18 protein-coding genes and 1 pseudogene are annotated in these 20,178 nt (G+C 67.5%); 11 read left to right on the forward strand and 8 right to left on the reverse strand.

Annotation, left to right across the window (positions count from 1 at the left end):
- Window positions 1–14: 14 nt before the first annotated feature.
- Both OG558_RS23635 and OG558_RS23640 read left to right on the forward strand, forming a co-directional pair.
- Complete coding sequence (locus tag OG558_RS23635) at window positions 15–323, forward strand: TetR family transcriptional regulator C-terminal domain-containing protein (protein ID WP_405072207.1); 309 nt, start codon at window positions 15–17, stop codon at window positions 321–323.
- Window positions 324–523: 200 nt separating this feature from the next.
- Complete coding sequence (locus OG558_RS23640) at window positions 524–2,701, forward strand: molybdopterin-dependent oxidoreductase (protein ID WP_405064926.1); 2,178 nt, start codon at window positions 524–526, stop codon at window positions 2,699–2,701.
- Window positions 2,702–2,749: 48 nt separating this feature from the next.
- Here OG558_RS23640 and OG558_RS23645 read toward each other — a convergent pair whose 3' ends face one another.
- Together OG558_RS23645 and OG558_RS23650 are read right to left on the reverse strand one after the other, a co-directional pair.
- The gene (locus OG558_RS23645) at window positions 2,750–2,935 is read right to left on the reverse strand and encodes a hypothetical protein (protein WP_405064928.1); all 186 of its coding nucleotides are present in this window, start codon (window positions 2,933–2,935) and stop codon (window positions 2,750–2,752) included.
- 152 nt (window positions 2,936–3,087) lie between these two features.
- Window positions 3,088–3,579, reverse strand: coding sequence for a hypothetical protein (locus tag OG558_RS23650; RefSeq protein WP_405064929.1), 492 nt, complete (start codon window positions 3,577–3,579; stop codon window positions 3,088–3,090).
- 331 nt (window positions 3,580–3,910) lie between these two features.
- Here OG558_RS23650 and OG558_RS23655 point away from each other — a divergent pair, with 331 nt between their 5' ends.
- Window positions 3,911–4,297 (forward strand): HNH endonuclease family protein, encoded by a 387-nt coding sequence (locus OG558_RS23655; protein WP_405064930.1) that lies wholly within the window; start codon window positions 3,911–3,913, stop codon window positions 4,295–4,297.
- Window positions 4,298–4,331: 34 nt separating this feature from the next.
- Here OG558_RS23655 and OG558_RS23660 read toward each other — a convergent pair whose 3' ends face one another.
- The 4 genes from OG558_RS23660 to OG558_RS23675 form a co-directional block, all read right to left on the reverse strand.
- Window positions 4,332–4,937, reverse strand: a complete 606-nt coding sequence (locus tag OG558_RS23660; RefSeq protein ID WP_405072208.1) for a rhodanese-like domain-containing protein — start codon at window positions 4,935–4,937, stop codon at window positions 4,332–4,334.
- 393 nt (window positions 4,938–5,330) lie between these two features.
- Window positions 5,331–6,152 carry a sulfite exporter TauE/SafE family protein gene (locus OG558_RS23665; RefSeq protein ID WP_405064932.1) on the reverse strand — a complete coding sequence of 274 codons (822 nt, stop codon included), beginning with the start codon at window positions 6,150–6,152 and terminating at the stop codon, window positions 5,331–5,333.
- Window positions 6,149–7,567, reverse strand: a complete 1,419-nt coding sequence (locus tag OG558_RS23670; RefSeq protein ID WP_405064933.1) for a rhodanese-like domain-containing protein — start codon at window positions 7,565–7,567, stop codon at window positions 6,149–6,151. The genes OG558_RS23665 and OG558_RS23670 overlap by 4 nt, the downstream gene beginning before the upstream one ends.
- Window positions 7,568–7,599: 32 nt before the next feature.
- On the reverse strand, window positions 7,600–7,932 hold the full coding sequence (locus tag OG558_RS23675) for a rhodanese-like domain-containing protein (RefSeq protein ID WP_405064934.1): 333 nt from the start codon (window positions 7,930–7,932) through the stop codon (window positions 7,600–7,602).
- A 357-nt stretch (window positions 7,933–8,289) separates the two neighbouring features.
- On the opposite strand from OG558_RS23675, the gene trxA reads away from it, so the two are divergent.
- From trxA to OG558_RS23700, 5 genes are all read left to right on the forward strand, one after another.
- Window positions 8,290–8,664, forward strand: a complete 375-nt coding sequence (gene trxA, locus OG558_RS23680) for a thioredoxin (protein WP_405064935.1) — start codon at window positions 8,290–8,292, stop codon at window positions 8,662–8,664.
- Complete coding sequence (locus OG558_RS23685) at window positions 8,664–9,068, forward strand: DUF302 domain-containing protein (RefSeq protein WP_329474972.1); 405 nt, start codon at window positions 8,664–8,666, stop codon at window positions 9,066–9,068. The genes trxA and OG558_RS23685 overlap by 1 nt, the downstream gene beginning before the upstream one ends.
- Window positions 9,065–9,331, forward strand: a complete 267-nt coding sequence (locus OG558_RS23690; protein WP_405064937.1) for a metal-sensitive transcriptional regulator — start codon at window positions 9,065–9,067, stop codon at window positions 9,329–9,331. The genes OG558_RS23685 and OG558_RS23690 overlap by 4 nt, the downstream gene beginning before the upstream one ends.
- A gap of 191 nt (window positions 9,332–9,522) precedes the next feature.
- Complete coding sequence (locus tag OG558_RS23695) at window positions 9,523–10,725, forward strand: NAD(P)/FAD-dependent oxidoreductase (protein WP_405064939.1); 1,203 nt, start codon at window positions 9,523–9,525, stop codon at window positions 10,723–10,725.
- A gap of 12 nt (window positions 10,726–10,737) precedes the next feature.
- On the forward strand, window positions 10,738–11,871 hold the full coding sequence (locus OG558_RS23700; RefSeq protein ID WP_405064940.1) for a PIG-L family deacetylase: 1,134 nt from the start codon (window positions 10,738–10,740) through the stop codon (window positions 11,869–11,871).
- 297 nt (window positions 11,872–12,168) lie between these two features.
- Here OG558_RS23700 and OG558_RS23705 read toward each other — a convergent pair whose 3' ends face one another.
- Together OG558_RS23705 and OG558_RS23710 are read right to left on the reverse strand one after the other, a co-directional pair.
- Complete coding sequence (locus tag OG558_RS23705) at window positions 12,169–12,483, reverse strand: hypothetical protein (protein ID WP_405064941.1); 315 nt, start codon at window positions 12,481–12,483, stop codon at window positions 12,169–12,171.
- Window positions 12,484–12,778: 295 nt separating this feature from the next.
- Window positions 12,779–13,072: pseudogene (locus tag OG558_RS23710) on the reverse strand (sodium:calcium antiporter); the annotation flags it as partial.
- A 1,159-nt stretch (window positions 13,073–14,231) separates the two neighbouring features.
- Between OG558_RS23710 and OG558_RS23715 the strand changes: the two are divergent.
- The 3 genes from OG558_RS23715 to OG558_RS23725 all read left to right on the forward strand — a co-directional run bounded on the left by OG558_RS23715 (window position 14,232) and on the right by OG558_RS23725 (window position 20,171).
- Window positions 14,232–15,467 (forward strand): ATP-binding protein, encoded by a 1,236-nt coding sequence (locus OG558_RS23715; RefSeq protein WP_405072209.1) that lies wholly within the window; start codon window positions 14,232–14,234, stop codon window positions 15,465–15,467.
- 881 nt (window positions 15,468–16,348) lie between these two features.
- Complete coding sequence (locus OG558_RS23720) at window positions 16,349–16,942, forward strand: hypothetical protein (RefSeq protein WP_405064942.1); 594 nt, start codon at window positions 16,349–16,351, stop codon at window positions 16,940–16,942.
- 88 nt (window positions 16,943–17,030) lie between these two features.
- Entirely contained in the window at window positions 17,031–20,171 is a 3,141-nt protein-coding gene (locus tag OG558_RS23725; RefSeq protein WP_405064943.1) for an ATP-binding protein, read from the forward strand.
- Window positions 20,172–20,178: the final 7 nt, after the last annotated feature.

Consider the following 20,178-nt stretch of genomic DNA (forward strand, 5'->3'; position numbering starts at 1 on the left):
TGGCCTAGGGCTTCCTGGACTACGTCAAACGCCGCGTTTTCCCCGGTGGGTGCCTTTTCGTCCGGGCCGCCGCGGAGCCGGCGGCAGCCCGGGCCTGGTGCACGACAAGATCGCCGCCTACCAGCGCGACTGGCGCGACCTGCTGCTCGACCAGGCCGAGAAGCGCCTACGAACGTGGGAAGATCGACGGCGACCCGGCGCAACTCGCCTTCGAGATCGGTGCGCTGCTGGCCGGAGCCAGCCTGCTCGCGGTCCTACATGAAGACGACACCGCCTGCGACCGCGCCGGAGCGGTAGTGCGTGCTCGACTGGGAACCGAGTGACCTCAGCAGCGGACCTGACTCACGTCGCGGGACGGAGCCACCCGTCCCAACTCTGGATCGCGACGAAACCCATCACCTCGTAGACAACCCCGCCGTCGCCGCTGGCGATCAGCATGGCCCGGCGAGGGCCCACCCGCGGGCCACAACACGGACCGGCCGGGGTTGTTGCCTACGCCCGCGACGCGAGCGATCATCCTGTAATGGGTGGGAACCCGGTCCCGACGTTCTGTCCGCTGTGCGTGTCGCGATGCGGGGCGCGCGCCGAAGTTGAGGACGGGAAGTTCGTCGCACTGCACCCCGACCCGTCCCATCCGACCGGCAAGGCAATCTGTTTGAAGGGCAAGGCTGCGCCGGCGATCCTCTACCACCAGTCGCGGCTCCTCCACCCCTGGAGGCGAACCAAGCCCAAGGATTCCGTGGACCCGGGGTGGGAGCCGATCTCCTGGGACGAGGCCCTGGACACAGTTGCCGAACGGCTCTTGGCCGTCGCTGCCTCGGATGGGCCGGAGTCGGTGGGCTTCGCCTCGAGCTCGCCGTCCACGTCGGCGGTCAGCGATGCCGTTGACTGGGTCCAGCGGCTGATCCGTGCCTTCGGCAGCCCGAACTACTGCAACTACATGGAGTTGTGCGGGTGGGGCCGGTACCTCGCACCGCTCTACACGTTTGGCTCGTCCGTGCCTGGCGTCTATCTTCCGGATCTCGAGAATGCTGGCTGCATCCTCTTCTGGGGGTACAACCCGTCCGTCGCCCGCCTCGCCCACGCCACGAGCGCCGCAGCGGCAGTGGCACGCGGCGCGAAGCTGGTCGTCGTCGACCCTCGCAAGGCGGGCCTGGCAGCCAAGGCCCATCACTGGCTTCGGGTGAGGCCGGGCACCGACGCGGCGCTCGCTCTGTCCCTGGCGCACGTGATGATCGAGAACGGCTGGTACGACGCCGACTTCGTCCGCGACTGGACCAACGCCGCCGACGAGGTCCGGGGTCGTCCCGTGTGGGAGCGTCTCGCAGCGCGTTGTGCCGAGTTCCCACCCGAGGTGGCAGCGGAGATAACGGGCGTGCCGGCTGCGGAGATCGTGGCCGCAGCCCGGACGCTGTGGGAGGCCCGACCGGTCGCGTTCTACACCTGGAGCGGGCTCGAGCAGCACAGCGGCGCCACGCAGACCATCCGGGCGATCGACGTCCTCTACGCCCTGACTGGCAGCCTGGACGTCCCGGGCGGGAACGTGCTGTTCGAAGCGGTGCCATCAAACCCGATCGATGGCAAGGAGTTCCTCTCCGAATCGTGCCCGCCTGCGGTGGGCGCCGCTGAGCGGCCGCTAGGGCCGGCGCGGTTCGGGTTCGTCACCGGCGAGGACTTCTACACCGCTGTCCTCGACCGGCGGATCAAGGCGCTTGTTGGTTTCGGCGGCAACCTGGTGATGGCCCACGCCGACAGCCTCCGTGGTCGCGAAGCACTGCGCCGCCTGGACTTCTTCGTCCAGGCCGACTTGTTCCTGACTCCCACGGCCGAGCTCGCCGACATCGTGCTGCCGGTGACGTCCCCGTTCGAGTCCGAGGCCCTGAAGATCGGTTTCGAGTACAGCCAGGAGGCGCAGTCGCTGGTCCAGTTGCGACAGCCACTGGTCGCGCCGCGCGGCGAGGCCCGCTCCGATCTGCAGATCGTGTTCGACCTCGCCACGCGGCTCGGCCTCGGCGCGCACTTCTGGGACGGCGACATCGAGGCGGCGTTGCGGCATCAGCTCGCGCCGAGCGGAATCACGTTGGAGGAGCTGCGGGCTCATCCGGAAGGGGTGCGGGTGCCGTTGACGACGCGGTACCGCAAGTACGCCGACACCGGGTTCGCCACGCCGTCAGGGAAGGTGGAGTTGTATTCGGCCACGCTGGCCGGCCACGGGTATTCACCGCTCCCCACGTTCGAGGAGCCGCTCACCAGCCCTCGCTCCAGGCCGGACCTCGCCGAGCGGTACCCGCTCGTCCTCAGCTGTGCGAAATCGCTGTTCTTCTGCGAGACCCAGCACCGACAGGTCGCTGCCCTGCGCAAGAGTGCACCGGACCCGCAGGCCGAGATGCACCCCTCCACGGCCGCGGCCCGCGGCATCTCGAAGGGGGACTGGGTCTCCATCAACACCCCGTGCGGCAGCGTCCGGGCGCGCGCGAAACTCAACGCCAACCTCGACCCGGACGTCGTCTTCGCCGAGCACGGCTGGTGGGAGTCCTGCGACGAACTGGGGCTGCCGGGCTACCCGCCCTACGGCCCGGAGAGTGCGAACCTCAATCTCGTCCTGCGCCAGACACCCAGCGACCCGATCAGCGGCAGCTCCCCCCTACGCGCAAGCGTCTGCGACATCGCCCCGCTCAGGACCGCTTCCGAGGAGGAGTAGGCCTCGAACATTGCCGGCCCCGGCGCTGCTCAGTGATCTGTGAGCTGGTCAGCGGAAGGACAGACTTACGGAGTTGGGGTTCAGCAGCGCGAGATAAATCGGGCAGCGTTCCTCCCACGCGCGCTGCATCGCGGCGACCCGCTCGGGATCGCTCGGCGAGCTCACCTGGATCACGATCCCCAGATCGGTCAGCGTGGGATCGTGACCGTCCAGGGCGACCAAACGGGACCCCATTGCAGCGCACTCTGTGGCGCAGGAACTGGCGGGTGCGCCGGCTTCGTCACGGACGGCGCTGAGCGTGACCTCACACGTTCCGGTCCGCGCCGCTGCGGGGCGCTCGCCGTGCCTAGTCGACGTGCCTGACCTCCCGGTCTTGCCGGCGCGCGTCACGCCCGGCGAGAACGGGTGGCGGCGCGTCGGAGGACGACAGCGACGAGCGGCCCGGCGACGATGAGCGTCAACCAGACGGTCGATATCACAATGACCTCGAAGAGATCTCCCGGATCGATCCCGCGCGCCGCCACCGCAGTTGCGAGGCTGAGCACGAAGAGCCACCGGATCGTCCGCTCGACCTTTGTCGGTTGTGTGAACACCGGGGCGAGGCAGGCGAGGGCGAGGGTCATCAGTAGGCATCCGAGCTCCTCGAGAGCGATGAAGACACCGTTCGGGTTGTACTGCGTGAGAATCGCGCAGCCGGCGAGTTGGCCCTTCTTGAGACTCGGCTGCATCACAGTGACCTGGATGAAGTAGTCGATGAGCAGGACTGCGGCCGCGACGACCGCGAGACAGAGCCCGAGCAGGCTGAAGATTCTGCGCGTCGGAGGGGCGTACTCGTGCACCGACGCGGTGAATGCGACGAAGAGGAGCATCAGCAGCATGGCCGGGTACATCCACAGGTAGTCCCCAGGCCATTGATCGGCGCTGACGTCGCTCGTGAAGGGATACGGGACGTCGTTCGGGAGGGCCGTCAGACGTCCCGTCCCTTTCGCACTGTGGGATAAGCGAGAGCGACGAGAACGTGTCGCTCACCCAACGCTCGTCGCTTCCGTGGTGGAAGGAGGTGCGGATAACCCGCAACGATGTCCTCGCGGCACAACTGGCCGCGGTCCGGTGCTGCGGCAAATCCCGTTGCGTCGTGGTCGCCGGCACACTCGCGACCGACCCGTACACCGGTCGCAGGATCGAGTTCCGAAAAGCCATCCGGCCAAGGTGCACATCGACCACATCTACCAGCTCGCGCTGGCCTGGGACATGGGCGCGGCCCGCTGGCCGAAACAGCGGCGGGTCGACTTCGCTAACGACCAAGCCGCGAACCTGCTGGCCGTTGACGGGCCGGCGAACGCGTCCAAGAACGATGACGGGCCGGGCGAGTGGATGCCGATGAACCGCGGCTACCCCTGCACCTATGTGCTGCGGTACCTGCAGGTGGCACGATCTCCACACCGCTCACGAGATCGTGGCCGGAGTGGGTGTCAAGGTGTCAACGGGCCGCGCCTGTTCTCACGGTCAGTGCGATCCGTCTGCGTATGCGTCCTCGTCGAGGCGTCGAGCGTTTCTTCTGCAGGCGGCCTCCTACTTTGGTCAGCATTCATTTGAGGCACTCTGCGCAGCCCGTGTGATCGCCAAGCGATCACACGGGTTCAGGCCCGGTCAGCGGTAAGGTGCCGATCACGGCTTTGATGTCCGCTTTCGGGCCTGTGTTGTAGGGGAGTTTGGACAGCAGCATGCCCAATGCGCAGGTGTTGGTGACTGCGGCGAAGGCGAGCCCGGCACCGAGGGCGGTGCCGACCAGGTGCGCGCCGGGAACCACAAGACCGGCCAGCCCGCTGACCAGCACGGTGGTCCCGGCCGCCAGGCGCACTTGGCGTTCGAGGTCCCAGCGGGGCTTGCCGTGCATCACCGGGCATTGCGCGGCTTCCCAGGCGAGCATGCCGCCGGCGAGTACGCGTAGGTTCGGCAGGCCCGCTTCGGCGAGGGCCTGCTGGGCCTGGCCGGCCCGGTTGCCGGAGCGGCAGATCAGCACGACCTGTTCGTCGAGGTGCTGCCGCAACTCCGTGCGGTGCTCGCGCAGGGTGTCGAGCGGGACGTTGTACGAACCCGGGATGTGCGCGGTATGGAACTCGCCCGGGGTCCGCACGTCCAGCAGCCGCGGGGCGCCCTCGCCGCGCAGTAGCTCGCGCAGGACGGCGGGAGTCAGCTTTTCGGTCTGTCTCGATGACGGTTCGGTGGTGGAAATGACTGCCTCGCATGAAGAGGTGGGATTGAGGAGTTGGGCATGACGTCAGCGCTGGGCGCCGGCCTCCGGTGAGCGGGAGCCAGGCGCCATACCCGTCGAGCAGGTCGGACACGTGATCCCGGCGGGTGTGCCGGCGCAGGCTGGCGACGGTGGACACACCGCAGCCCGCCGGCTCAGGCGCGGCCGATCAGCTTGTCGAACCAGCCGGTTCGGCCGGTCGGCTCTGCGGTGTGGCCGGAGCATCGTTGGGAGGCGGGGACGCCTGCCATGACCTGCTTGACGTGTTGGCCGCATCCGGCCCAGGTCGTCTTGCCGCACGTTTTGCAGGTGACTGTTCTGCACATGGTGGTTCTCCCTCGGATCGTCGGGTTGTGCTGGACAGTGGGTGGGGGGTCAGATGAGTGCGGGCACGGCCTGCCAGGCGGTGTAGCCGGCGACCAGCACGAGCAGCACCGTGAACGCTGTCTGGAGTTTGGTGGTGTCGAGGCGCGCCGTCAGCCGGGCGCCGGTCCAGCCGCCCAGGACTGCCGCAGCGGTGAGCACCGCAACCAGGCTCCGGTTCGGTTGGGTGCCGGCGCCGGCTCGGACCGCCAGCGCCGACGCCGAGGTGATGGTGATGACGACTAGCGAGGTTCCGGCGGCATACTCCATCGGCAGCTTGAGCGCGAGCATCAGAGCAGGCACCACCAGGAAGCCGCCGCCGACGCCGAGGAAGCCTGTGAGCACGCCGACGGCGGTGGCAGTGACGAGCACCTTGAGTGCTTGTGGGCATTGGCACGCGAACCTGGGCGAGAAGGTGATGATCGGGTTGTCGACATGGGCTGGCCGGCGTTCTGCTGGCAGGCCATGACGAGTGCGGATCTGGCGGACGACCAGCACTGCGGCGATCACGAGGAGCAACGCGGCGAAGGCGGCCAGAAGTACGGGCTCTGGGACCAGGCTGGAGGCTTTCGCGCCGGCTGCGGCGCCGCCGATGGCAGCCACGCCGAACGTCAGGCCCCTTGCGAGTAGGGCGGCGCCGGAGCGGTAGGCGGTGACGGCTGCGACCATGGCGGTGAGGCCGACGATGACGAGCGACCCCGTTGTCGCCTGTGCCGGGGACTGCCCGAGGACGTAGACGAGGACCGGGACGGCGAGGACGGACCCGCCGCCGCCGAGCGCGCCCAGGCTGAGCCCGATGAGCGCGCCCGCTACGGCTGCGATCGCGAGAATCACGCTTCCGCGCCTGCCAGCGGCAGACCTGTCTGCTTCGCGTTGTCGAAGGAGTCGTCGATCGCGACCACGGGGTGCCCGAAGGCGTCGAGCAGCGATGCGGCGACCGATGCGCGGTAGCCGCCGGCGCAGTGCACCCAGACCTCCCCACTGGGGATCTCGGACAGCCGCCCGGGCAACTCGTGGATCGGGATGTTGAGCGCCCCCTCGATCCGGGAGGCGGCGAATTCGTCGCTGCGGCGCACGTCCAGCACGGTGACGTCTCGATGGTGGCGGACCTGAGCAAGGTCGGCGAAGGTCGCGATCGGGAACGCCGCGACGCGGCGTCCGGTGCCGGCAACCCAGTCCTCGGGCTTGCCGGTGGCGTGCGCTGCCGGCCGGTCGATGCCGATCCGGACCAGCTCACGCTGGGCCTCGGCCACGTCCTCGGCCGACTCGCCGAGCAGGGTGAGGGGGGTGCCCCACTCGATCAGCCAGCCCAGGTAGGTGGCGAAGGCGCCGTCGAGCCCGAAGTTCAGCGAGCCGGGCACGTGCCCGGCTGCGAACAGGGTGCGGGTGCGCAGGTCCACGACCCATTCCCCGGCATCGATCCGTCGCCGCAGCTCGGCGGGGTCTGCCTTGGTCGGCGTCGAGAGGTCCGGCTCGGCCGGGCCGGCGGTGTTGGCCGGCGCCATGTGTGCGTAGTAGGCGGGGTAGGCGCTGAGGCCGGCGAGCAACTCGCGGACGTAGGTCTCCTCGTCCTGGATCAGTACCGGATTGGTCTGCCTCTCCTGGCCGATCGTCGACGACGACGCCTCGGACTGGGTCGCGGAGCAGAACGATCCGAAGCCATGGGTCGGGAACACCTCGGCTGTGTCGGGCAACAGAGCGGCGAGCTTGTGGGCCGAGGCGTGCTGTGCACGGACCAGGTCGTCGGTGTGGTCCGGACCGAGCAGGTCGGGGCGACCTGTGGCGCCGTACAGCAAGGATCCGCCGGAGAAGACGGCCAGTTGCGCGTTGCTGGCCGCGTCGGTGAGTGTGTACGACAGGTGGGTGAAGGTGTGTCCCGGTGTGGCGATCGCGGTGACTCGCATCCGTGCACCGATCTCGACGACCTCACCGTCCCGGATCGGCGTGCGCTCGAAGGACACCTTGTCCCTGGCGTTGACCAGGTACGCCGCACCGGTTCGCCGAGCCAATGCCAGCCCCCCGGTGACGTAGTCGTTGTGGATGTGGGACTCGAACACGTGGGTCAGCCGCAGGCGGTGCCGTTCGAGCAACGCGATCACCCGGTCGATGTCACGCTGGGGGTCCACCACGAAGGCCTGTTCGCCGTCGTGCACCAGATAGCTGCGGTCGCCCAGTGTCGGTGTCTCGAGGGAGATCACCGTGATGCCGGCAGAGTTGGCCGGATGTGTCCGGTCGATGGCTTCAGTCATGTCTGTTCCAAGGGGTGTGTCAGGGTTTGGGTTTAGGCGCGGGGTTCGTTGCCGGTGACGACGGCGCGACGCGAACGGATCCAGCCGCCCGTGCCGCCGGTCACCGAGTAGGCCTCGAAGCCGGCCCGGCGGAGGAAGTCGGTCATGGTGCGGCTGCGGTTGCCCGACGCGCACACGACATACACCGCGGCGTACCGATCGAGTTCGGCCAGGCGGCTGGGCAGCTCGCCCATCGGGATGAGAACAGCTCCCGGGACGTGGCCGACGACGTACTCGCTCGGCTCGCGGACGTCGATTAGCGCAGCGCCGGCTCTGACGGCTTCGGAGAGCTGGTCGACATCGATCTCGGGGATGGTCACCCGCATCGGGCAGGTCCTTTCGCTCGTTGTCCAAGTGATCAGGTCGATACCCCATGGGGTATCTAATGAACCTGACGATAACACCCCCTGGGGTATTCGCAAACATGGTCTGACTGCCGTCGGCGTGGCACTGAACCGTGTAGCTTGGCCAGAGCGGTCCGTGCGTACGCGTCGCCGTGGATGCGGTAGTCAAGGACGGGGTCGATCGCGCCCGACCCTTTGGTGTCGGCCTCTTTCCCGCTGAAACCGGCCGCGGTCACATCGCTGCCGGGAATACGGGTGGGGGTATGTGCGCTAATGTGGGTAACACCCTCCGGGGTATCGTCAAGTCAGACGGTTTTCGCCGTCGCAGAAGGAGTACCCGTGACCACCGTGAACCTCAGCAGAGCCGACTTCGAGCAGACGATCCTCGACAACGAGATCGTCCTGGTGGACTTCTGGGCATCCTGGTGCGGCCCGTGCCGCATGTTCGCGCCCATCTATGAGAAGGCCGCCGCCGCGCACGACGACATCGTGTTCGGCAAGGTCGACACCGAGGCGGAGCAGGCGCTGGCCTCGGCCGCCGGGATCACCTCGATCCCCACCCTGATGGCCTTCAAGGACGGCTCGCTGGTCTTCTCCCAGCCTGGCGCGCTGCCGGCCCAGGCGCTGGAGCAGGTCATCGCGGCGGTGCGTGACCTGGACATCGAGAAGGCGCGGGCGGATGCGGCGGACGAGCAGGGCGCGAGGAGCGCCTGATGCCCGGCTATACGCTCGCGACGACCGTCGAGCGGCCGTACGACGAGACCGTCGAAGCGGTCCGTGCGGCCCTCGCCGACCAGGGATTCGGCATCCTCACCGAGATCGACCTCAAGGCCACACTCGCGGCCAAGCTCGACGTCGACGTACCCCCGCAGGTAATCCTCGGCGCCTGCCGGCCGCCGCTGGCTTACCAGGCGCTGCAAGTGGAGCCGTCGATCGCCGCGCTGCTGCCCTGCAACGTCGTGGTCCGATCCGTGGACGAGGAGACCACCGTCGTCGAAGCTCTCGACCCTGACGCGATGATGGGGCTGTCCGACGCCCCGCAGCTGCACAGCGTCGCCCGAGACGCTAAGGACCGCCTCACCGCCGCGCTTGCGGCCCTCACCGAGGAGCACAGATGACAGCACTCGACCCGACCGAGATGACTCCCGTCGTCAACCGGATCAAGCGCGCCCAAGGCCAGCTCGCCGGTGTGCTGCGGATGCTCGAGGCAGGCCGCGACTGTGAGGACGTGGTCACCCAGCTCGCCGCCGTCTCCCGCGCACTCGACCGCGCCGGATTCGCGATCGTGGCCAGCGGCCTGCGCCAATGCATCGTGGAGGGTGACGGACCGGACAGTATCGACACGAAGAAGATGGAGAAGCTCTTCCTCTCCCTGGCGTGAGGTGGTCAAGGCCCAGACTCAGGGCTCGTCGCCGCCAGACCAGCGCACCGCCGACGGTCATCGGACGGCCGCGCCCCAGCCGACCGCTGGGCATGACCTCTGGCCCGCGATGAAGGGCCACAGGACCCTGATGGCCCCGATACCTCCCCGGGTATACCTGCCTCAAGAGAGTTCGATCGAGGAGGCTGGAGATGCGCAAGAAGGTCCTGGTACTGGGCGCCAACTTCGGAGGGCTGACCGCCGCGTTGGCCGTCCGGCACGAGCTGGACGGCGATGTCGACGTGACGGTGGTGTCGGCCAGCGACCAGTTCCTGTTCAATCCCAGCCTGATCTGGCTACCGTTCGGTAAGCGGGACAGCGCCGACATCACCTTCCCGGTCGCACCGACCCTGGAGGCCCACGGCATCGAGTTCATCCACGCGGCGGCCACGAAAGTCGACCCGGTCGCGAGGAAGGTCACGGCCGACGCCGGCCGGGAGCTCGGCTACGACTACCTGGTCATCGCCACCGGCTACCGCAACAAGGACGACGTCGTTCCCGGGTTCAAGGAGAACGCCAACACCATCACCACGCTCCCCGAGGCCCAGCGGACGGGGGTCGCCTGGCGCCGGTTCCTGGATCACCCGGGTGACGTCGTCGTCGCGGCCACCCAGGGTGCGGGTTGCTTCGGCGCCGCCTACGAGTTCCTGTTCAACACCGCACACCAGCTGCGGAAGGCAGGGTTGCACAAGCAGGTCAAACTCACCTACGTCACGGCAGAACCCTTCCTCGGACACTTCGGCATCGGCGGCCTGCCACACGGCGAGCAACTCCTCGGCATGTTCCTCAAGAAAGAGGGCATCGACACGCGCATCTCGGTCGGCATCGACCACATCGACCAGGGTGCTCTGGTGCTGGCCGACGGCGAGAACCTGCCCTTCACCTTCGGAATGGTCATCCCACCCTTCCTCGGGCAGCAATTCCTCAACGAGTCGAACGGGCTGGTCGACGAGAAGGGCTACGTCGTCGTGCGGGACACCTACCAGAGCGAGAAGTACGACGACGTCTACGCAGTCGGTGTGGCCGCCGCAGTCGACGCTCCCTGGCAGACCCCGACACCCGTCGGGATCCCCAAGACCGGCTTCCCGACCGAGGTGATGGCACACACCGCCGCGGCCAACATCGCCGCGCAGATCCGAGGCGAGAAGCCGACCAACACCAAGGCGTTCGGTGACATCAAGGCGATCTGCGTGATGGACGCCGGCAACAACGGCGTGATCATCCTCGCCGACAAGATGCTGCCGCCGCGCAAGCACGGTGTGCTGATCCCTGGCCCGCAGGCGCACCTGATGAAGCTCGGCTTCGAGAAGTACTTCCTGTGGAAGATGCGGCACGGCTACGTGCAGCTGCCCTGACGGAGGTACACGATGACTGGTGCCGCACCTGCCAACCACCCGACCCGCACATTGCCTGGTTGGTCCTCGGTTCTCGCCGTGGTCGCCCATCCCGACGACGAGTCGTTCGGGCTGGGTGCGATCCTCGACAGCTTCGGACGAGCCGGCAGTCAGGTCTCCGTGTTGTGTCTGACCCACGGCGAGGCTTCCACGCTCGGGCCGGCCGGAGACCTCGCCATACTGCGCGCCGCCGAACTGAAGAACGCGGCCAAGGAGCTCGGCGTCGACTCGGCCGTCCTGCTCGACCATCCCGATGGCGCACTGGCCGACGTCGGCCGGACGACGCTGACGGGCGATGTACTCGCCCAGATCAAGGCGGCAGGTGCCGATGGCCTGCTCGTCTTCGATCCTTCCGGCGTGAGCGGACATCCCGATCACGCCGCGGCCACTGCGGCCGCGCTCGCAGCTGCGCGCTGCGTTGACCTGCCGGTGCTCGGGTGGACAGTACCGCGTACAGTGGCGGACCGGTTGAACGGCGAGTTCGGAACCAGCTTCATCGGCCACGACCCCACCGACATCGACCTGGTACTTCGCGTTGACCGGCAACATCAGCGGATAGCGAGTCTCGCGCACGCCTCCCAAGCCGTCCCCACGACTGTCTTGTGGCACCGTCTCGATCTGCTGGGCGATGAAGAGCACCTACGCTGGCTTCGGCGCCAAGCCGTCACGGTAACCGCGGGGGAGGTCAAGGACTCCACGGCGATGATCCGGGTTGACCACCGATCGGGTGACAGGTTCGGCATCAGAATCCGCAACCACGTCCTGTCGGTCGATCAACCGATCGACGCCGGCGGCGAGGACACCGCGCCGACACCGACTGAGCTCTTCGTCGCATCGCTGACCTCGTGCGTCGCCTTCTACGCCCGCCGCTACCTGCACCGGCACCACTTCGACACCACCGGCCTGGTCGTCGACGCCTCGTTCCAGCTCGCGAACAAGCCCGCCAGGGTCGACCGAATCGACATCACCATCCGGCTGGCCGACGACCTACCGCCCGTACGGCGCGACGCGCTCCTGGCCGTCGCACGACACTGCACGGTACACAACTCGATCACCACCCCACCGGACATCTCGATCGACCTTCACCCACCCACACCTCCAAGCTGACCAGGCATTCACGCCCAGCTGCGCGATCCTGATGTCGGGTCCGGCGATGCGACATCAGACCCACGTCAGACTTGGTATTTTCCGCATCGCCGGCGCGCAGCGGCACCGGTGAGCATCAGGTGCCCGATTTGCTGCCGCCCACCGATCAGTTTTCAGCTGCCGTCGACAAGAGGGCCACGCTCGCGTGACCGAGGCTTGTCCAGAGCTCACAACCGCACCTGCTGGTGGCCGAGCAGAGGCCACTCGGGAAGACCAGCACACGTGGACCGGTTCCGCACTTCGGAATCCGGCCGGGTCTCACGTCGACAGCAGCAGCGGCATGGTCAGTGCGTAGGCGGCCATGAGGACTAGGGCTTCGACGCGGGTCAAGGTCAGACCCCGGCGAAGCAGGACCCAGGCCAGCCCGGCGGTGAGGATCATCGTGACGCTCAGCGCAACCGCCGCCTTTCCGGGCGTGGCCGAGCCAGACGCGAACCCCACGACCGCGTCTCCGATGAGACTGTTGAACAGATTGCTGCCGAAGAGGTTTCCAACAACGAGGTCGGACTGGCCACGGCGCTGGGCCTGGACCGCGGTGACCAGCTCCGGCAGCGACGTACCAAGCGCGACCAAGGTAAACCCCGATGATGACCTGAGGTACGCCGAGATGAGCCGCGATCGCCGATGCGTTGGCGACCAGCAACTGAGCCCCAGCCAGACCCAGGACCACGCGCACCGGCTCGAACCACGCCAGCAGTGTCGACGGTGCAACCGGCACATGTACAGTCGCCCTCCCTTGCGTGAACTCGGCCGCCTCATCGGCGACCTCCTCGTTGTTGCGCGCTTGGCCGGCCCATCGCAGGAGAACGAACAGTGCGCATACACCGGCGACGGCCAGCAGCGCGCCGGTGATGGGACTCAGGCCCGCCCAAGCCAGGAACGAGAACAGAACCACGGCTCCTACGGTCAGCGGCACTTCGCGGCGGATCACGTGCGAGGTCACCACCACTGACCCAGCCAATGCGGCGATGCCGAGGACGAGAGTCAGGTTCAAGATGTTGGACCCGGCGATGTTGCCCACCGCCAGTCCGGTGTCCCCACGTGCTGCGGCTACTCCGGAGGCCAAGAACTCAGGTGCGGATGTGCCCAAGCCGATGACAACAACACCGACAACGACCGGACTGATCCGAATCCGTTCCGCCAACCGCGACGAGCCAAGCACAAGATGATCCGCCGCGAAGGTCAACCAAGCCCACTACGGCGAGCAGAATCTGAAACACCATCGGATGCTCCCTAGGTCGGCAAATGTCACCCACAGCCGACCAGGCTTCCCGGCACACCGAATGACAACCTAACCAACGTTGGCTCGTGGACGCCCACACACCCGCGCCCCGAGCCGACTATGGCGGTCGACTGCGTCCCCGGATCAGGTGTGGCCTGCCGGCGAAGGCGTTCCGTCTCGAGGAGCCGAGACCCGTCCAGCCAGCGCCGCACGCAAATCGCGGCCAGATTCTGGCGAAACCGGATGACTCTGAGGTCCCTGCCGGCCGACCTCAGATCGAGAGTCATCTCGTCGCCAGCCTCGAGCGCTGGTTGATCGACCAGTCTCCACCGGGGCTGACAGCTTCCGATCGACATCGGTGGTCTCGACATGTCATGCCGCCAACCGGGGTGATGGTTGGCCCTGCTCAACGCTGGGCGCGGCGGAGAGTGCGAGAAGTCCGCAGCGTTGCGAACCGACGTGATGTGACGCACAGTAATGATCAGGCCAAGGGGTGCAAACCGATCTGATGAAGACGGTGAGAGCTCGCTGCGAGGGGAAGTTCTGGCAAAGAGGCACGTAAAGGGCCCGTGCCTGGCATGACTAAGCCCAAGGCACTTGCGTGACCTGGGCTACTGTGCGCCGCCAGGGACTCGAACCCCGAACCCGCTGATTTCCACCTGAGGTTGCCCGTGGGTTGCCGTCGGTGCGCAGAATCTCTTGTACGTAACGGATTCAGCGGTCGTGACAGGCTCATGAGTTGTCGTTGTTAGTGGACCTTTCGCGCTGATTGAGATGTGTAAAGAGGTGAGCAAGCGGCCCTGCAGGGACCGCGAGGTGGGCTCTCCAGGTTGAACATTGCCCTGAGTTCGGTCGTGTCGTCGTCAGTTGAGTGGCTGGCTGCGGCGCCCGGCAGGGCCTGCCCGAGAACGGGGCGATGCGCACAGCTGTTGTAGGCACACCATGAGCGGCAGGTCTGCAGCCACCAGGTCGGCATATTTGCAGTCACGGACCGGCAGATTTGCAGCCTAGGTGGCGGCAGATTTGCAGTCTGGTGCATACTCGCAGGGTGAGCGATGAATCGGAACCTCGAGCTGAGCGCGAGTCGCCGTTGGGACGTGTGCTGCCACGGCATGCGCGTGCGCTGGTCGACGAGGCGATGGCCGATACCCGGGTTGTTCTTGTGAACGGTGCGCGGCAGAGCGGCAAGAGCACCCTGGTGCGTCTGGTCGGGGCTGCCGTGGACGCGGAGTGGTACACCTTCGACGACACCGACATCCGTGAGGCGGCCCGCGAGGACCCCAGGGAGTTCGTCGCCGGGACGAAGCCGATGATCATCGACGAGATCCAGCGGCTCCCGGAGCTTCTCCTCTCGATCAAGGCCCGGGTCGATGAGCGACCGCTGCCCGGCCAGTTCCTGCTGACGGGGTCGGCGCGGGTTCTGGGTCTGCGTACGTTGCCGGATGCGCTTCCGGGGCGCATGGAGACGATCGAGCTGTGGCCGTTCGCGCAAGGTGAGATCGACGGAAGACCCGATCGTTTCATCGACGCGGTCTTCAGCCATGGGCCTGATCTGCGGCACGTGTCCACTCTTGACCGCGCCGATTACGCCGATCGTGTCGTGCGGGGTGGCTTCCCCGAGGCGGTTGCGCGTGACCAGCCGCGCCGGCGGCAACGATTCTTCGACTCCTATATCAGCAATCTCATCACCCGCGATGTCAGCCAGGTCGGCGAGATCGAGAAGGCCGGCGAGATGGAGAAGCTGATCCGGTTGATCGCCGCACGTTCCGGCGGACAGTTGGTGATCAACGAACTCGCCGGCAAGGCGGGGTTGGCGAATCACACGGTCGCGCGGTACGTGAGCTTGCTGCAGGAGATCTTCTTGATCAAGCTGATCCCTGCCTGGTCTCGCAACCTGAGCACGAGGGTCACCGGTACCCCGAAGGTCGCCGTGACCGACTCGGGGATCGCGGCGAATCTGGTGGGAGCCGACACAGCTCAGTTCAAGCGACCAGGGAGCTCGTTCGGGCCGCTGCTCGAAGGCTTTGTGTTGATGGAACTCGCCAGGCAGCAGAGCTGGAACGAGATGCGTGTTGATCTGTACCACTACCGCACCCGCGATCAGGTTGAGGTCGACGCCGTGCTGGAGAACCGACGCGGGCAAGTGGTGGGTATCGAGGTCAAGGCGTCATCGACACCGCGCTCCGACGACTTCCGCGGCCTGCGGCATCTCCAGGATCGACTGGGGGATGACTTTATCGCTGGTGTGGTTCTGCACACGGGTCAGCACACTCTCCCGTTCGGCCCCAAGCTGCGCGCCATGCCGATCAGCGCACTGTGGGAACTCGAGCCGTGAATCAGGCCCGAGGATCCGCTACACGGACTGGCTGAAAGCCGTGTCGTCCGATTGAGCGCGTCAGGTCGAGATCGCCTGGCTGATCGCGGCGCAGGCTGACGGGCCTAGTCCGCGGCGTACGGATCTGGCTCGCTGGGTCAGCTTCGGGAATGTCACGTCACGGATCCACTCCTGCCTGAAGGGAATTGGGCTCACCTGCGCAGCTGTTACATGAGAACTGGCGGGTCGGCCCTTGGTGGACTTGAATCTGCGGAGTGTTGCTTTATCCGCGTGGGTGGTGGGTACCGGCGCTCTACCAATTGCTCGAGACACCGGGCACGGCCGCCGAACGCACGACCACGTCGCCCGCCGATCACACCGCAGGGCGCCGACCAGACCTGGGAACCGGTGGTCAACGCGTACGAGCCGTCCGCCGTCGCTGGATCCCTAATCCGCATCACCTGTAGATCAGTACGCGGCGGTTGCTCGCGACGGTACCGAGCGGGATCCCGGCGAGCATACGCGTCGCCCAGGCTGCGTGCTGCTCAATGACTTTCAGGCCCACGAACGCCCGTCTCGACGCTGACGATGCGCGCTTGGTGGTGTTCCACAGTCGGGTGGAAGCGCGCGCTCGCCTCCCGCACGGCCTCCTCGACGCGCGTCATCAGCTCGCCGGCGGCCGCATGCGGGCGCCCCGTAGTTCGGCGTTCTGGTACCTCACCATCGCATATTCCATCTCCGTCGCATTTAATAGCAGAGTGGCACCGACCCGGTGGACGTGCGATGACACCTGGTACGGACCACCGATCCACCCACGCAGACGGGTGAAGCGGTCACGCCCCGGTCAAGCGGAATCTGCTGCGATAGACGCGGGACGCTTATCACCCGGAAGGGGCTTGATCATGACGGCGCGGCCGAAGGGCGGGACGATGAACAAGAACGTGCCGGATCGCTTCGCTCGCACGTTGCGGTGGGTTGGCGCACTCGCGATCGCGATCACCGTGGGCATGATCGGCACCACCGGCACGGCGTTTGCGAACTTCCCGCACTTCAAGACGTTCACCGTCACAACCACAACTAACACGGCCCCGGGCCTGGCAGCCGCCGGGACCGCTGGTTCGGCCGACCTGCCCGACCTGCTGTTCAGTTGGACGGAGCTCGGGGTGGGCACACCCGACGTCACCTACCGACTGCAGTCCGTCGTCACAGCGACGTTCGGCTGCGTCAACAATGGGTCGAATCGCCCGCCCGCCGGGAACAAGACGACGGTGACCGCTCCGGTCTCGACACCGGCCACGCTCACCGCCGACCGCAACGGGAAGATCACCGGAACCGTCGTGCTGGACACCGGGGCAGCGAACCCCGGCGGCTTCTCCTGCCCGCCTGGACAGTCGCTGGTCGCACTGTCGGCGACCTTCGCGCAGAACACGATCACCGACACCACGAACGGCGTGACGGCCACCGATGACGACATCGTGGTCACGCTCAGGTCCTGAGGCAGACCCTGCCCCTACAGCACGGTGTGGCAGTTGCCAGCGGGAGACCGAGGCGACGGCGCGATTCTGCCCGCAATGTGGTGCCCCGATGTCCGAGGGTCTCGCGGCGTCGTCAGGGGAGGTGCGCAAGACCGTCACGGTGATCTTCTGCGACGTGGTCGACTCCACCGCGCTGGGCGAGCGGCTCGACCCCGAATCGGTTCGACGCGTGATGGCGTTGTATTTCGACGAGATGCGCCGGGTCGTGGACCGTCACGACGGCACCGTGGAGAAGTTCATCGGTGACGCGGTGATGGCGGTCTTCGGCGTACCGAGGCTGCACGAGGACGACGCCCTGCGCGCCGTACGGGCGGCCCACGAGATGCGTTCGGCACTGCGCGGCCTGAACGAGGAACTCAGTGCCGGCTGGGGTGTCACGATCGCCAACCGCATCGGCGTCAACACCGGCGAGGTGGTCGCCGGCGAGGCTGTGGCCGACCAGCGGCTCGTGACCGGTGACGCGATCAACGTCGCGGCGCGGCTCGAGCAGCACGCCGCCGCAGGCGACATCCTCCTCGGCGAGACGACCTACCGACTGGTGCGCGACGCGGTCTCCGCGGAACCCGTGGAGCCGTTCGCCGCGAAGGGCAAGGCGCGGCCCCTGCCGGCCTGGTACTTGCTCGACGTCACACCGGACGCCCCCTGGCTGCAGCGGCATCTCGACTCGCCGATCGTCGGCCGCGAGCAGGACCTGATCATGCTCGAGCGGTCGTTCGCGCAATGCCTGAGCTCGGCCTGCCGACTGGTGTCGATCGTCGCGCCGGCCGGGCTGGGGAAGTCCCGGATCACGCGCGAGTTCGTGCACCGGATCTCCGATCGTGCCCGGGTGACCCATGGACGCTGTCTGTCCTACGGCGACGGCGCGACCTACTGGCCGATCGCGGAGATCGTCCGGGACCTGGCAGGCATCTCGACGACCGATGATCCGGAGTTCGCCCGATCCCGGATCCTCGCGCTGCTGGGGGTTACGGCGGATTCTGACGCCGGTGATCGGATCGACGCCGATGCGCAGCATGTCGCCGATGTGGTCGCCGGTGCCATCGGGCTGTCGTCAGGTCTCGCCGACACGACAGAGATCGCCTGGGCGGTCCGGCGCCTACTGGAAGCGGTCGCGCGGTCCGGCCGCCCGCTCGTGGTGCTGCTCGACGACATCCACTGGGCCGAGCCCGCGCTGCTCGACCTCGTCGAGCACATCGCGACGCTGGCGGCCGGCGTGCCGTTGCTCCTCGTCTGTACTGCCCGCCCGGAGCTGGACGAGATCGTCCCGGGGTGGTGCGGAGCGGTGTACGACGCCCTCAGGCTCACGCCCGGGCCGCTGGCCCCCGCCGACATCGATGTGCTCCTCGTGCACCTGTTGGACGGTCTGCGGCTGCCTGAGCCGGTCGCGGCGCGGATCGTGACAGCCGCCGACGGGAACCCGCTGTTCGTCGAGGAGCTCGTCCGGATGCTGGTCGACGAAGGCGCGATCGTACGCACCGAGGCGGGCTGGCTGGCCACCGCCGACCTCGGTGAGCTGGTGGTGCCTGCGACCGTGACCGCGATCCTCGCAAGCCGGCTCGAACGCCTCGACCCGGCCGAACGGACGCTGATCCAGCGTGCGGCAGTGATGGGCCGCGAGTTCTACCGGGAGGCACTCGAGCACGTATCCAGCGAGCTTCCGTCACTGATGGACCAGCATCTGCGCTCGCTGGTCGCCAAACAGTTGGTCCGCCCGGTGGGTCCGGGCTTCGCCGGCTCGGATACCTTCCGGTTCTTCCACATCCTGACCCGCGACGCGGCGTACGCGAGTGTGCCGAAGGAGATCCGCGCCCGGCTCCACGAGAGGTTCGCCGGCTGGCTCGAGACCCGGGTCGGCGCCCGGTCCGCCGAGTACGAGGAGATCATCGGCTACCACCTGGAACAGGCCGTGCGGCAGTTGCGCGAGCTCGGCTGGGTCGATGTACGGGGCCGGGCTCTCGGTGCCCGCGCAGGCCAATGGTTGTCGGTGGCCGGTCGCCGGTCACTGGCCCGGGACGACATGTCGGCCGCCTCGAGCCTGCTCGAGCGGTCAGTGCGGCTGCTGCCAGCTGCCGATCCCGAGCGGCCCGGGCTGCTCCGCGACCTCGGTGCGGCGCTGGTGGCCCGGGGCCGTTTCGACGACGCCGAGCGGGCGCTGTCGGAGTCGATCGAGTACGCCGGCGCGGCCGGCGACATCGGGCTCGCCGAGCTGGCCCGGCTGGACCGGGAGGTGATCCGCCTGCAGACCCAGCCCGACGCCGCGGCCGGCTCGCTCACCCAGGTCACCGACCAGGCGTACCGCGTGTTCAGCGATCAGGCGAACGACAGCGGCCTCGCCCGGGTCTGGCGGCTGCGCGCCGAGCTGGACTGGATGGCCTGCTCGTACGGCGCGACGTCGCAGGCGCTCGACCGCGCTCTCATGCACGCACGCAGTGCTGGTGAGACGAGGGAGGAGACCGCGATCTCGGTGTGGTTCGCCTCCTGCCTGGCGCTCGGACCGACGCCGGCGCCAGAGGCCATCGTGCGCTGCCAGGACCTACTGCTGCAGGGTTCGCGGCGGGTGGAGGCCGCGGTCTATGTAGTCCTGGCCTACCTGTCTGCGATAGCGGGGCGCGCCGAGATTGCCCGGTCCTATGTGCAGCGAGGACGGCAGCGGCATGAGGAACTCGGCCTCACCTTCAGCCGGGCGCACTGGACGGTGCTGTCCGGTATGGCGCTGCTCCTTGTCGGCGACGTCCGGGAGGCTGAGGCAGAGCTCCGCTGGGGATATCAGACGCTGCGAGACATGGGCGAGCGTGCTGGGATGTCCACCGTCGCGGCGTACCTGGCACGGACGCTCGTCGCGCAAGGACGGTTCGCCGAGGCCGAGAGGCTCACCGTCGAGTCGGAGCGGACCGCGGCCGAAGGCGACCTCGCCTCACAGATCGCGTGGCGCGGCACGCGCGTGCCGTGCCGGCTCGCGGCGGGTGACATCGCGGGCGCCGAGGTTCTGGCCCGAGCTGCTCTCGACCTGGCCAGGAGCACCGACGATCTCGAGCTACTTGGCTTCGCCCATGCCGGACTCGCAGCTGTGCTGACGACCCGGGGCGAGGCGAGCGACGCGGCGGTCGAGGCCGCGGCAGCAGCCGCGGCGTACCGGTCCAAGGGAGACGTGGTGTCGGCGGACACGCTAGCGGCCGCGCCGGTGGTCTGACGGCGAG

This window comes from Kribbella sp. NBC_01510 (assembly GCF_045040325.1).
In the GTDB taxonomy this organism is placed as follows: Bacteria; Actinomycetota; Actinomycetes; order Propionibacteriales; family Kribbellaceae; genus Kribbella.

Bases quoted from the DNA above. Each gene is read 5' to 3' on its own strand.
- OG558_RS23700 (WP_405064940.1), top strand. From the start codon at position 10,738: ATGACTGGTGCCGCACCTGCCAACCACCCGACCCGCACATTGCCTGGT.
- OG558_RS23675 (WP_405064934.1), bottom strand. From the start codon at position 7,932: ATGCGGGTGACCATCCCCGAGATCGATGTCGACCAGCTCTCCGAAGCC.
- OG558_RS23645 (WP_405064928.1), bottom strand. From the start codon at position 2,935: ATGGGGTCCCGTTTGGTCGCCCTGGACGGTCACGATCCCACGCTGACC.
- OG558_RS23640 (WP_405064926.1), top strand. From the start codon at position 524: ATGGGTGGGAACCCGGTCCCGACGTTCTGTCCGCTGTGCGTGTCGCGA.
- OG558_RS23670 (WP_405064933.1), bottom strand. From the start codon at position 7,567: ATGACTGAAGCCATCGACCGGACACATCCGGCCAACTCTGCCGGCATC.
- OG558_RS23650 (WP_405064929.1), bottom strand. From the start codon at position 3,579: ATGCTGCTGATGCTCCTCTTCGTCGCATTCACCGCGTCGGTGCACGAG.
- OG558_RS23695 (WP_405064939.1), top strand. From the start codon at position 9,523: ATGCGCAAGAAGGTCCTGGTACTGGGCGCCAACTTCGGAGGGCTGACC.
- OG558_RS23725 (WP_405064943.1), top strand. From the start codon at position 17,031: ATGTCCGAGGGTCTCGCGGCGTCGTCAGGGGAGGTGCGCAAGACCGTC.
- OG558_RS23685 (WP_329474972.1), top strand. From the start codon at position 8,664: ATGCCCGGCTATACGCTCGCGACGACCGTCGAGCGGCCGTACGACGAG.
- OG558_RS23720 (WP_405064942.1), top strand. From the start codon at position 16,349: ATGACGGCGCGGCCGAAGGGCGGGACGATGAACAAGAACGTGCCGGAT.
- OG558_RS23690 (WP_405064937.1), top strand. From the start codon at position 9,065: ATGACAGCACTCGACCCGACCGAGATGACTCCCGTCGTCAACCGGATC.